This window comes from Comamonas sp., from assembly GCF_036666375.1.
In the GTDB taxonomy this organism is placed as follows: domain Bacteria; phylum Pseudomonadota; class Gammaproteobacteria; order Burkholderiales; family Burkholderiaceae_C; genus Comamonas.
In genome coordinates, this window is sequence record NZ_JAVWWA010000019.1 from 50,481 (window position 1) to 63,125 (window position 12,645).

Annotated in this window: 10 protein-coding genes; 9 read left to right on the forward strand and 1 reads right to left on the reverse strand. The window is 68.0% G+C overall.

The features are described 5' to 3' along the window. From RR928_RS07205 to RR928_RS07235, 7 genes are all read left to right on the forward strand, one after another. On the forward strand, positions 1–1,382 hold a 1,382-nt coding region (locus RR928_RS07205), incomplete at its 5' end, for a di-heme oxidoreductase family protein (protein ID WP_332681958.1). A gap of 15 nt (positions 1,383–1,397) precedes the next feature. After that, positions 1,398–2,471, forward strand: coding sequence for an imelysin family protein (locus tag RR928_RS07210; RefSeq protein WP_332539143.1), 1,074 nt, complete (start codon positions 1,398–1,400; stop codon positions 2,469–2,471). A 4-nt stretch (positions 2,472–2,475) separates the two neighbouring features. Further along, complete coding sequence (locus RR928_RS07215) at positions 2,476–3,651, forward strand: DUF1513 domain-containing protein (RefSeq protein WP_332681960.1); 1,176 nt, start codon at positions 2,476–2,478, stop codon at positions 3,649–3,651. A gap of 250 nt (positions 3,652–3,901) precedes the next feature. Further along, entirely contained in the window at positions 3,902–5,869 is a 1,968-nt protein-coding gene (locus RR928_RS07220) for a TonB-dependent receptor plug domain-containing protein (protein WP_332539139.1), read from the forward strand. Between the two features lie 157 nt (positions 5,870–6,026). Then, positions 6,027–10,025, forward strand: coding sequence for a cobaltochelatase subunit CobN (gene cobN, locus RR928_RS07225; protein WP_332681962.1), 3,999 nt, complete (start codon positions 6,027–6,029; stop codon positions 10,023–10,025). Between the two features lie 46 nt (positions 10,026–10,071). Then, positions 10,072–10,638 (forward strand): MotA/TolQ/ExbB proton channel family protein, encoded by a 567-nt coding sequence (locus RR928_RS07230; RefSeq protein WP_332539135.1) that lies wholly within the window; start codon positions 10,072–10,074, stop codon positions 10,636–10,638. Next, the gene (locus tag RR928_RS07235) at positions 10,635–10,982 is read left to right on the forward strand and encodes a DUF2149 domain-containing protein (RefSeq protein ID WP_332539134.1); all 348 of its coding nucleotides are present in this window, start codon (positions 10,635–10,637) and stop codon (positions 10,980–10,982) included. The genes RR928_RS07230 and RR928_RS07235 overlap by 4 nt, the downstream gene beginning before the upstream one ends. Positions 10,983–10,989: 7 nt before the next feature. Here the strand turns inward: RR928_RS07235 and RR928_RS07240 are convergent, their stop codons facing one another. Beyond that, positions 10,990–11,445: a GNAT family N-acetyltransferase gene (locus RR928_RS07240; RefSeq protein ID WP_332549501.1), complete on the reverse strand. Its 456-nt coding sequence runs from the start codon at positions 11,443–11,445 to the stop codon at positions 10,990–10,992. Between the two features lie 93 nt (positions 11,446–11,538). On the opposite strand from RR928_RS07240, the gene RR928_RS07245 reads away from it, so the two are divergent. Continuing rightward, complete coding sequence (locus RR928_RS07245) at positions 11,539–12,309, forward strand: nucleotidyltransferase domain-containing protein (RefSeq protein WP_332539132.1); 771 nt, start codon at positions 11,539–11,541, stop codon at positions 12,307–12,309. Between the two features lie 112 nt (positions 12,310–12,421). Then, positions 12,422–12,645 (forward strand): cytochrome ubiquinol oxidase subunit I (locus tag RR928_RS07250; RefSeq protein ID WP_332681965.1); only part of this gene is annotated, 224 nt, incomplete at its 3' end.

Sequence of the window (12,645 nt, forward strand, 5' to 3'; positions counted from 1 at the left end):
GCGCCGCGCCAGCGGGCGCCGCGGATGCGAGCGTCGCGGCGCCGGCCGACCACCTTCCCGGTGGCCAGGCCACGGTGTTTGCCACCGGCCGCAATGCGTTTTCGTTTCCCGCGGCCAATCTCGCCGATGCCGAGCGCACGCGCTTTGTGATCGGCAATTCCTTTTTCAAGCGCAACTGGGTGCAGGCGCCCGCGTCGACCACGGCGCGCGACGGCCTGGGCCCGCATTTTCTCGCGCGCTCGTGCGGCGGCTGCCATGTGCAGGACGGCCGCGCCCAGCCGCCCGACTTCCACAACGGGCTGGAGCCACGCGCCGTCGCCGGCCTGCTGATGCGCCTGTCGGTTCCCGGCAAGACCGCCCAGGGCGGCCCCGTGCCCGAGCCGACCTATGGCGACCAGTTCAACGACCTGGCGATACCCGGCGTACGCCCCGAGGGCAAGGTCCATATCCGCTATGAAACGCTGACCGGAGCGTTCGCCGACGGCACGCCCTATACGCTGGAAAAGCCGATCTACACGCTGCGCGAACTCGGCTACGGCGCGCTCGCGGCCCATGCCATGGTCAGCCCGCGCATCGCGCCCCAGGTCATAGGCCTGGGCCTGCTCGAAGCCATTCCCGAGGCCGAGATCGAGGCCAATGCGCGCGCGCAGCAGGCCGCAGGCGGCCCGGTGCGCGGCGAAGTCAACCGCGTCTGGGATGCGTTTGCCCAGACCACGATGATCGGGCGCTTCGGCTGGAAAGCCAACGTCGCCACGCTGGCCCACCAGACCGCGGGCGCGTTCCAGGGCGACATCGGCATCACGTCGAAGAACTTCCCCGACGAAGCCTGCATGCCTGCGCAAAAGGACTGCCTGCAGGCGCCGCGCGGCGCCAAGGGCCAGGGCGTGGAAATCGACGACAGGACGCTCGACGACGTGATCTTCTACCAGGCCACGCTGGCACCGCCCGCACGGCGCGACCCGGCCGACCCGCAGGTGCTGCAAGGCCAGCAGATCTTTGCGCGCGCCCAATGCGCCGCCTGCCACCGGCCCAGCTATGTGACCGGCGCGCCGCCGTTTCCGCGGCTGAGCAGCCCGGCGCTGTCGGGCCAGGTGATCTTCCCCTACACGGACCTGCTGCTGCACGACATGGGCAAGGACCTGGCCGACGGCCGCCCCGACTTCCTGGCCAATGGCAACCAGTGGCGCACGCCGCCGCTGTGGGGCCTGGGCCTGGTGCCCGCGGTCAACGGCCACAGCCGGCTGCTGCACGACGGCCGGGCGCGCAACATCCTCGAAGCTGTGCTGTGGCATGGCGGCGAGGCCCAGGCTTCGCGCGACGCCGTGCTGCAACTCAACGCTCAGGAGCGTGACGCGCTGGTTCGTTTTCTCGAATCGCTCTGACCCCGCAGGAATCCCATGACAAACCATTCCGCATTCCGCCCCATCGCCTGGGCCTGCACGGCGCTGGCCCTGGTGGCCGGCACGGCATCCGCCCAGGGCATTCCAGCGGCCTACGCCGAAGTCGCGCTGCCGTTCTACAACCCCACGCACCTGAGCGCGGGCCTGGCCACGCAATGGTATGGCACCAACGCCAGCGCGTTCGAGCAAAGCGCCCAGGCTCTCGTAGGCAGCTGGCAGCAGTATTGCGCGGGCCAGGGCTCGGCCACTGAAGTGCGCGAGCGCTGGCGCGCCGCGGCCACCGACTGGGAGCGGCTGTCGGCCGTGGCGCTGGGCCCGCTGATCGAGCGCCGCTCCATGCGCCTGATCGACTTCCAGCCGCTGCGCCCCGCGGCCGTGCGCAAGGCCATCACCACTGCGCCTGCCGACCTGCTGGGCATGGAGCGCGTGGGCGCGCCCGCCAAGGGTTTCCCGGCGCTCGAATGGCTGCTCTGGACCGAAGCCGCGGCGCCGAATACCCCGGCCTGCCGCTACGCGGCGCTGGCCGCGCGCGAAGTCCATGCCGAAGCGCAAGCGCTGCAAAAGGGTTTTACCAAGCTCGCGCAAACACCCTGGGATGAGGACGAATCCACGGCCGCCCCCGAGCTGATGGCCGAGTTCATCAACCAGTGGATTGGCGGGCTCGAGCGCCTGCGCTGGCAGCAGATGGAAAAGCCGCTGCGCAGCCAGGGCAAGGCCGCAGCGCCCGACTTCGCGCGCAGCGCCAGCCAGACCAGCCTGCAATCGTGGCGCGCGCAATGGTCGGCGCTCAAGACGCTGGCCGTGCACCACGCCGGCCCCACGCCCGTGGCCGGCAAGGACATCGTGCCCATCGAACTCTATCTGCGCGGCCGCGGCCTCAACGACCTGGCCCAGCAATGGGTCAATGCGGTGCTAGCCGCCGACCAGGCCATGGCGCAGCTCGCATCGACCGACAAGGATGCGGTGCTGCAGGCCGTCAAGGCGCTGGGCCAGGTCAAGCAGCAGATGCAGGACAAGGTCGCACCGGCCTTGAAAGTGAACATCGGCTTTTCGGATGCCGACGGAGATTGACATCATGAGCGCAGCAATGCACCGCCGGCAATGGCTGCGGCAGGCGCTGGTCTGGTCCCTGCTGCCCGGCCTGCCGCTGGCCGCGCGCGCCCAGGCCAACGGCAACAGCCCGCTGCCGCGCTTCATCGCGGCCTGGCAGGACGGCGCGCAGCAATACATAGGCCAGCTCGCCTGGACCGGCGCCACCACCGCGGCCGCTGCGCAATTGCTGCCGCTGCACAGGCTCGAAGTGCCCACGCGCGCGCATGCGCTGCTGCAGGAAGCTTCGGGCGCCATCGTGTGCGTCGCGCGCCGGCCCGGCGACTGGCTGCTGCGCTGGCATCCAGGCCAGGAGCCGCAATGGCTGTGGATAGAGCCCGACCGCGTCTTCAACGGCCATGTGCTGACCAGCGCCGACGGCCGCCACATCTACACCACCGAAACCGATCTGGCCGACAGCCAGGGGCTGATAGGCGTGCGCGACGCGGCCAGCCTCGAAAAGCTCGCCGAATGGCGCACCGGCGGCATGGACCCGCACCAGCTGCTGCTCGACCACGACGGCAGTCTGATCGTAGCCAATGGCGGCATTCCCACCCAGTCCGAGACCGGCCGGCGCAAGCTGCGGCTGGACCATATGGATTCTTCGGTCGTGCGCCTGGCTGCCCAGGCGCGCGGCGAACTGCTGGGCCAGTGGAAGCTTGACGACCCGCGCCTGAGCCTGCGCCACCTTGCCTGGGGCGCGCAGCTGCGGCCAGGCCACGCGCGCCGCTGGCTGGGCGTGGCCTTGCAGGCCGAGCACGACGACGCCCAGGCCAAGCGCCAGGCGCCCGTGCTCGCGGTGTTCGACGGCGAGGCGCTGCGCGCCGTCGCCACGCCCGCGCCCGTGGCCGGCTATGGCGGCGATATTGCGTTCACCGGCGACGCATTCGCCGTGAGTTGCCCGCGCGTGGACCGGGTGGCGTTCTTCGGCAGCGCCCGACCGGGTGCGCCCATCGCCTGGCAGGCCGAGCATGCGCTGCCCATGGCCTATGCGCTGGCGGCCGTGCCCGGCCAGGGCCGCGCCGATGACGCGCGCGTCTGGGTCGGCGGCGGCGAACAGGCCATCGCCCTTGATGCCGCAGGCCAGGACAGCAATATCGCGCCCGCGCGCGTGGGCGCCATCCAGCTCGACAACCACTGGCTGCGCGCGCGCACCGCCTGAAGCACGCCAGCGCGGCGGCCGCGAAGGTCGGCTGCGTGCCTTCGCGCGCCTGGCGCGCAGCACCCCATGGGCGCATGCGCGCCGCGTGCGCGCCGATTTCGCGCCATTTCCGCAACGCTTCGCGCCAACACCATCAGAAAACACGAATTCGAATGAGAATGGTTTCTGTTTGCATTACAATTTGTATACAGTTTCACTTCTTATTTGGCCTGCAGCGCTGTAACGTCGCTTTCCGGGCCTGGAGCCTTCCATGTCTTCTTCCCATCGCGCGGCCTCCGGCGCGCAACGCCGTCTTCCCGCGACGCTGACGCCGCTGGCTTCGGCCCTGTGCCTGGCGCTGCCCGCGCTGGCGTTCGCGCAATCCACGCCTGCCACCGAAAATGCGACCGTGACCGTCACGGCCACGCTGCAGGAACATGACACCCGCACCGCTCCGGCTTCGGTCAGCGTGATCGACCGCGCCCGGCTCGACCAGCAGCAGCCCGCCGACCTGTTCGAAGCCGTGCGCGGCCAGACAGGCATAGGCTTCAGCGCGACCAACACCGCGGGCCGCCGCACCCTGTCGATGCGCGGCATGGATGGCAAGCATGTGCTGACCATGGTCGACGGCAAGCGCATTGCGGCCACTGACGACATCGTGGGCCACTCGAACTTCCAGTTCGGCTGGGTGCCCATGGCCGCGGTCGAGCGCGTCGAAATCATCCGCGGCCCGATGTCCACGCTCTACGGCTCCGAAGCGCTGGGCGGCGTGATCAACCAGATCACGCGCCAGCCCCGGGGCGACCGCTGGGAGACCTCGGTCTACCTCAAGGCCGGAACACAGACCGACCGTACGGGCGGCAATCTGGGCCAGGCCTCGATCTACTCCGCGGGCAAGGTCAACGACATGCTGTCGCTGCGCGTTTCGGGCACGGCGGCCCACGCCGATGCCATCGCCAAGCCCTCCGCGCCCACGCTGTCGGCGCTCGAAGGCCAGCACAACGGCCAGGGCAGCATAGGCGGCACGCTCAAGATCGATGCCGACCAGTCGCTGGACTTCAACCTCATGGCCGGCAAGGAGCAGCGCTTCTTCGACACCAGCAAGACCGTCAACAAGCTGCTCACGGTCTATGAAAGCGAATACGACCTCGACCGCCGCCAGGCCGACGTGACCTGGAAAGCCAAGTTCGGCGACTGGAAGACGCAGGCGCGCGCCTATGCCAGCGACATCCGCATCACCAACTCGGCAAGCAACGGCGTCGCGCCGGCCACGCCCCAGCGCATGCAGGAACAGGTGATCGACGGTTTTGCGTCCAGGCGCTTCGGCGCCCACCAGCTGACCACGGGCGCCGAAGTGCGGCGTGAAAAGCTGACCCATTCGGAACTCAACCAGGGCAGCGACGGCGTGACCCACCAGGCCTTGTTCGCCCAGGACGAATGGGCGTTGACCGAAAGCCTGAGCCTCACCACAGGCCTGCGCGCCGACCACCACGCCTTGTTCGGCAGCGAGTTCAGCCCGCGCGCCTACCTGGTCTGGGAGGCTTCGCCGGCACTGGTCGTCAAGGGCGGCATAGGCCATGCGTTCAAGGCGCCCACGCTCAAGCAGATGTCGGGCAGCTACCACTACAACGGCACGAGCTACGACATCTACGGCAACCCCGATCTCAAGCCCGAGTCGCTGAACTCGATCGAGCTGGGCGCGACCTGGCAGGCCACGTCGGCGCTGGAACTGCAAGGCACGCTGTTCCACAACGACGTCAAGAACCTGATCGCCAGCAAGATCATCGGTCCCAAGGTCAACAACCGCAACCAGTACTGGTACTCGAACGTCGACAAGGCGCGCATCACGGGCCTGGAACTGGGCGCGAACTGGGACATCAGCCGCCAATGGCGCTGGAGCAACAACGCGACGTTCATGGCCACCAAGGACCTGACGACCGGCACCCGCCTCGACTACCGTCCGCGCGTGGGCTTCAACTCGGCGCTCGACTGGAACGGCAACGCGGGCTGGAATGCGCGCGTCGATCTGAACTATGTCGGCAGCCAGGTGGCCGCGGCCGCACCCATGCCCGCGTTCAGCGTCTGGAATGCGAGCATAGGCAAGAAGATCGACAAGACCTACACGCTGCGCGCGGGCCTGGAGAACATAGGCAACGTGGATCTGGCCGAGAAGTCGCCCAACTTCAAGAACGCCGAACGCGGCCGCACGCTGTTTGTCAGCCTGCAAGCCGACTTCTGAGGGCCTGGCCCTGGCGGGCGCCGATGCGCCCGCCGCTCTCCAAGCCACCCGCCGCTTTCTGGTCGATGGCTTGTTTCTCGTTCTGACGGCAGACGCCCGCAAGCCATGTACTTGCCGCGCTGCCCGCCCACCGACCGGGCGCCCCCGAAGCTGATTGATGCAATTCTTCTCCCTGATTTCCTGGCTGCTGGCCGGGCTGCTGCTCGCCAGCGCCAGCCACGCAGCGCCGGCGGCACCTGCGCAGCGCGTGCTGGTCATTTCGGCGAGCAATGTGCCGCTGGGCAAGTTCACTGCGCTCGCGCCCATCGCGCTGGACGCCGGCATACAGATCGAGCAGCGCAATCTGCAGTCGCTGCCCGACCAGGCCGACCCGGGCAGTTTCGCGGGTTTCGACCTGGTGCTGATCGACGCCTACCAACAGGAGCAGGTTCAGGCCAAGCTCGGCAGCACCTTGGCGCGCCTGCCCATGCCCCATGTCTGGCTGCTCGAAACCCAGCCTTCGGGCCAGGGCCTCGCGGCCGCTGATATCGAGCAGCTCACGCGTTACTACGTCAACGGCGGCCAGGCGAACTACCGGCATTTCTTCCAGACCGTGAAAGCGCTGCTCGAAAAGCGCCGCCCCGATGGCATTCCCGCGCCTGTGGTGTTTCCCAAGGTCGGCATCTACCACCCGCGCGCGCCCAGCCAGGTGTTCGCCAGCACCGCCGACTACTTCGCCTGGCGCAGTCTGAAACTCGACGCCCCCGGCCAGCGCCCGCCGGTCGTCGCCATCGGCTTTCACCAGACCCAGATCGGCGGCCTGCAGACCGCGGTGATCGACGACCTGGTCGCGCGCATCGAAGGCGCGGGCGCGGTCGCCCTGCCCTACTACAGCCCGTCGATGGACGCCCAGGCCCATCTGCAGATCCTGCAGCCCGGTGGCCTGCGCGCCGCCGATGTGCTGATCAACACCCGCATCATGCTCAACGCCGAAGGCACGCGGCGCGCCTTCGAGCAGCTGGGCATTCCCGTGGTCCAGGCCACGACCTACCGCCGCGGCTCGGCCGACGACTGGGCCAGGGACCCGCAAGGCATTCCCGCCATGGACCTGCCGCTCTATGTGGCCCAGGCCGAATACACAGGCATCAACGACATCCAGATCGCCTCGGCCATCGATCCCGAAAGCGGCGCCCAGGTGCCGATCGACGCCCAGGCGCAATCGGTGGTCACCAAGGCCTTGAACTGGGTCAATCTGCAGCGCAAGCGCGCGGCCGACAAGCAACTCGCGGTGTTCTTCTGGAATTCGCCGCCCGGCGAGAAGAACCTGGCCTCGGCGTTTCTCAATGTGCCGACCAGCCTGATCGAAACGCTCACCCGGCTGCGCGCCGCCGGCTACACCACCGAAGTGCCGTCCCAGGCCGAACTGATAGAAAAGCTCCAGCGCCTGCTCGCGCCGCTGTACCGCGACGCCAAACTCGATGATCTGCTGCGCGACGGCCTGGCCGCGACGCTGCCCGTCGCGCGCTACGAAGCCTGGCTCAACAACCTGCCGCCGCAAGTGCGCGCCGATGTCACGCGCCGCTGGGGCGCGCCCGCGGCGTCCGACATGGTGATACAGCACCAGGGCCAGCCGGTGTTCGTGATCCCGCGCCTGCAATTGGGCAAGGCGGTGCTGCTGCCCCAGCCGCCGCGCAGCGACAAGCGCGACAACCAGGAACGCGCGCTCTACCATTCGTTGAGCGCCGTGCCCACGCACTTCTATCTCGCGGCCTACCTCTGGGCGCGCGAAGCCATGGCCAGCGACGCCATCGTCCACTTCGGCACCCATGGCTCGCAGGAATGGCTGCCCGGCAAGGAGCGTGGCCTGGCCGTGACCGACTACCCCTCGCTCACCGTCGGCGACCTGCCCGTGGTCTACCCCTACATCGTCGACAACATCGGCGAAGCCCAGCAGGCCAAGCGCCGCGGGCGCGCCGTGACCATCAGCTACCAGACGCCGCCGTTCCAGCCCGCAGGCATGCACCAGGCCTGGACCGAAGTGCACGATCTGCTGCACAGCTGGCAGGACCAGGACCAGGGCGCCGTGAAGGACCAGTACCGCGCCGACATCCTCGCGCGCGTCAAGGCCCAGCGCATGGACGCCGACATGGGCTGGACCCAGGGCCATACGCCCGCCAACTTCGCCGACTTCGTCGAGGCCCTGCACAGCCATCTGCATGAACTCGCCGAGACCGTGCAGCCGCTGGGCCTGCACACGCTGGGCCAGCCGGCCGCGCAGGAGCATCGCATCGCCACCGTGGTGATGATGCTGGGCCGCGACTACTGGCATGCGGCGGCGCGCGCCGCGGGCGTGGCCGAAGCCGAGATCGACGAAGCCATGGTCGGCGACTACCGCCAGTTCAAGCAAAGCCCGCCCTTCCGTCTGCTCGAACAGTTTCTTGCGGGCCAGGCCCGCGTGACGGACCCGGCATTGCAGGCCCAGCTCGAGCAGGGGCGCGAATGGTATGGCCGGCTCGACGCCGCGGGCGAGATGCCCGCGCTGCTCGCCGCGCTCGACGGCCAGTACATCCCCACTTCCTACGGCGGCGACCCGATCAAGAACCCCGACGCGTTTCCCACGGGCCGCAACCTCTACGGTTTCGATCCTTCGCGCATTCCCAGCGCCCAGGCCTGGGCCGCGGGCAAGAAAGCCGCCGAGCAGATGATCGCCGCCCACCGCGATGCCACGGGCAAGACCCTGGACAAGGTCACGTTCTCGCTGTGGTCGGTCGAGACCATGCGCCACCAGGGCATTCTCGAAGCCCAGGCGCTGTGGCTCATGGGCGTGGAGCCGGTCTGGGACAAGGGCGGGCGCGTGATCGACGTGCGCCGCGTGGAACGCAAGGCGCTGGGCCGGCCACGCGTCGATGTGGTGCTGTCGGCCACGGGCCTGTACCGCGACCATTTCCCCAACGCGCTGCGCCAGCTCGCGCGCGCGGCCCAGCTCGCGGCCACGGCCGACGAAGCCGACAACCCCGCCTGGCGCTTCAGCCAGCAGGTGCGCCAGCGCCTGATCGCCCAGGGCGTGGATGCCAAGGCCGCGGCCAACGCCAGCCAGACGCGCATCTTCTCGACGGCCAGCGGCGAATACGGTACCGGTCTGCCCGAAGCCACGCTGGCCAGCGACTCCTGGGGCAGCAAGGCCGACGGCGACAGCAAGCTCGCCGCGCTGTATCTGGACCGCATGCAGTCGGCCTACGGCCCCGACGAAAAGCTCTGGGGCACCAAGGGCGTCGCGGGCCTGGGCACCAACCTCTACGCCGAACACCTCAAGGGCACGCAGGCCGCGGTGCTCGCGCGCAGCTCCAACACCTACGGCATGCTGACCACCGACGACCCGTTCCAGTACCTGGGCGGCATAGGGCTGGCGGTGCGCGCGCTCGACGGCAAGGCGCCGCAGCTCTACATCTCCAATCTGCGCAACCCGGGCGCGACGCGCACCGAGTCGGCCGCGAACTTCCTGTCGAAGGAACTCGCGACGCGCCAGTTCCACCCCGGCTATATCGAAGGCCTGATGAAGGAAGGCTACTCGGGCACGCTGCGCGTGCTCGACGCGACCAACAACCTCTGGGGCTGGACCGCGACCTCGCATGAAATCGTGCGCGATGACCAGTGGCAGGAAATGGCCGAAGTCTATGTGAACGACAAGCACCAGCTGGGCGTCAAGGAATGGATGGAGAAGAACAACCCCCATGCCTATGCCCAGACCATGGAGCGCATGCTCGAAGCCGCACGCAAGGGCTACTGGCAGACCGACGACAAGACGCTGGCCACGCTCAAGGACCGCTACCAGGCCCTGCAGCAGCGCTTCGGCGTGCAGGCGCCGCACCAGGCGCTGATGGACTATGTGGCCGGCGCCGCCGACAGCAATGCGCTGCCATCCCAGGCCCCGGCTGCCCAGGCACCCGCGGCAGCCCCGCCACCCGCATCCGAAGAGCCCGCCGCCGCGCCCGAGCCGCCGCCGGCCCCGCCGCTGATCACCGGCATGCAGCTGCAAAAAGTCGAGCCGCCCGCGCCGCCACCGCCTGTGAGCCTGCAGCAATGGCTGCTGTGGCTGCTGGTGCTGGGCGTGGTCGCGGCCGGCGCGCTGCGCCAGTCACTGCGCCCGGCACGCGCACTGCCCACCACCGCGCATTGAGCGCGCGACCCGCTATTTTTCTCTTCTAGATTTTGAAAGCCACCCCATGACAAGCCTGCACATCGAATCCTGGATGTACACCATCGGCCAGCTGTTCCTGATTCCCACTCTGCTCGCCATCGCGCTGCTGTTCTTCTATTCGCTGTTCGCCTTCGGCCAGTTCGCGATGGCGCATTTCCAGCGCCGCCAGCTGCGCCTGGGCGCGGCCGCCGCGCACAGCAGCGCCTACCCGCTGCTGCGCTGGGCCGCCCAGCACCCGGGCGCGAGCGCCGATGAACGCGACCTCGCGGCCCACCGCCTGCTCGAAGTGCCGCGCGTGGCCACGCGCGTGACGCCGATGCTGGGCCTGGTCGCAACCATGATTCCCATGGGTCCGGCGCTCAAGAGCATTTCGAGCGGCGACATCGCCGCCGTCGCCGACAACCTGGCCGTCGCGTTTTCGGCCGTGATCCTGGCGCTGATCGCCTCGGCGCTGACCTACTGGATCGTCTCCGTGCGCCGCCGCTGGCTCGCCGAGGAACTGGTCTGGCTGCAGCAACATGCCGCCGTCAGCGCGCCCGCGCTGGCCCCGGGCGCGCTCGCGCAGACCGCCCAGGCCGGAGTGCACGCATGAGCCTCAAGTTTCTTGAAGAAGGCGATGCCGAGGACCCGTTGCTGTCGGTCGTCAATCTGATCGACATCTTCCTGGTGATCATCGCCGCGCTCTTGATCACCATCGCCCAGAACCCGCTGATGGCCGCGATGTCCCAGCCCGACGTCACCGTGGTCACCAACGCGGGCAAGGAAAGCATGGAAATGATCGTCAAGAAAGGCGACAAGGTCGAACGCTTCAAGGCCAACGGCCAAAGCGGCCAGGGCGAAGGCGCCAAGGCCGGCGTCGCCTACCGCATGAAGGACGGCTCGGTGGTCTATGTGCCCGAGGCCGCCGAAGGCAAGCAGCCGGCGGCGACAAACTGAAGCCCGCCTACGGCCGGCGCTTCTCCAGCCGCACATCGCCATCGACCAGATCCGCGGCATGCGCCCAGCCTAGGTGGCGATAAAAACCCGCGGCGCGGCTGCGGCCGTCGGTTTCGAGCCAGGCCAGCGCATGGTCGCGGAACAGGGCCTGCTCGCAGACCGCGACCAGATCCCGGCCCATGCCCCGGCCTTCATATTGCGGCAGCACGAAGGCCGCGAACAGGCAGGCGGTTTCGAGCTCGACCATCGCAAATCCGGCCACCTTGCCATCGGCTTCGGCGACCCAGATGCAGGGGGCGCTGCATATCAGCTCAGCGATGGAGTCCGGCGTCACGCCCAGCTCGGCAAGCTGCTGCAGCGTCAGGACGTTTTCCGTGACGGCGGTGCGCACGCGAAAGATCGCGGCGACATCTTCCAGCGTGGCAGGGCGAATCTGATGGTTGAGTGAAGCGGTAGAAGGCATGCGCGCATTAGAACAGGCGACTGCCGCAGGGCGCGGCCCTGCGCCATGGCAGAATCACCGCGAATCGCGACCGCTGGACTCTGAAAGGCAAGGTTGACCGAAACCAAAGGCGTCGATGCGCTGGGATATATCCGCACCGTGGGCCATGCGCCGCTGCAGCCGGCCTTCCAATCCGTGGTCGACGCCCTGTGCGCTGCCGTGCACGGCCCGCTGGCCGATCTGATCGACAGCGCCTATCTCTATGGCAGCGTTGCCAGAGTGGATGCCGTGCCAGGGCGCTCCGACCTCGATGCCGTGCTGCTGCTGGTGCGTACGCCTTCGACCCAGGACCTTGAACGGATTGAAGCCGCGCGCCAGGCCCTGGAGCAGAGCCACGCCGAAGTCACCAAGGTCGATTTCGATCTGGGCAGCCTGGCCGAAATCCAGGCGCCAGAGAATTTCGCACGCTGGGGTTTCTGGCTCAAGCACCATTGCCGCTGCATCGCCGGGCCGGACCGCGCCCAGGCCTTTGCGCTGTTCCGGCCGTCGCGGGCGATCGCGCTCGCGGTCAACGGCGATTTCTCCAGCGTGTTGACCGCCTATGCGCAACGCCTGGCGATGCCACTGCCACCGGAACAGGCGGCGCAACTCATGCGCCAAGCGTCCAAGAAAGCGATTCGCGCGACCAATGTGCTGCGCCCCCTGGATTCGACGTCCTGGCCCGAGTCGATCGACGACCATCTGCAGCAATGCGCCGCGGCCTTTCCCGAGGCGGTCGAGGCGCTCGGATTTTTCGCTGCCCAACAGCGCCAGCCGCAGGCCGATGCCCAGGACTTCTCGCGCCGGTTGCTGCATTTCGTGGCCTGGATGCAAGAGCGCTACTGACACACAGTTCGCCGCACCGCGCCTGAGCGAGAATCCCGACCCTTTGAGGCACGCGCCCATAACTTATTGAATTTTCAGTAATTACTGAAAACTCAGTAAACTCCGGGCGCATATGCCTACCCTTCCCGACCTCAGCGCGCTCGACCTGGCACGTATCCAGTTCGCATTCACCATTTCCTTTCACATCGTCTTCCCGTCAATCACTATCGGCCTGGCCTCGTACCTTGCCGTGCTTGAAGGTCTTTGGCTCTATACGCGCAAGACGCTGTACCGCGACCTGTATCACTACTGGATCAAGTTCTTCTCGCTGTGCTTCGGCATGGGCGTGGTCTCGGG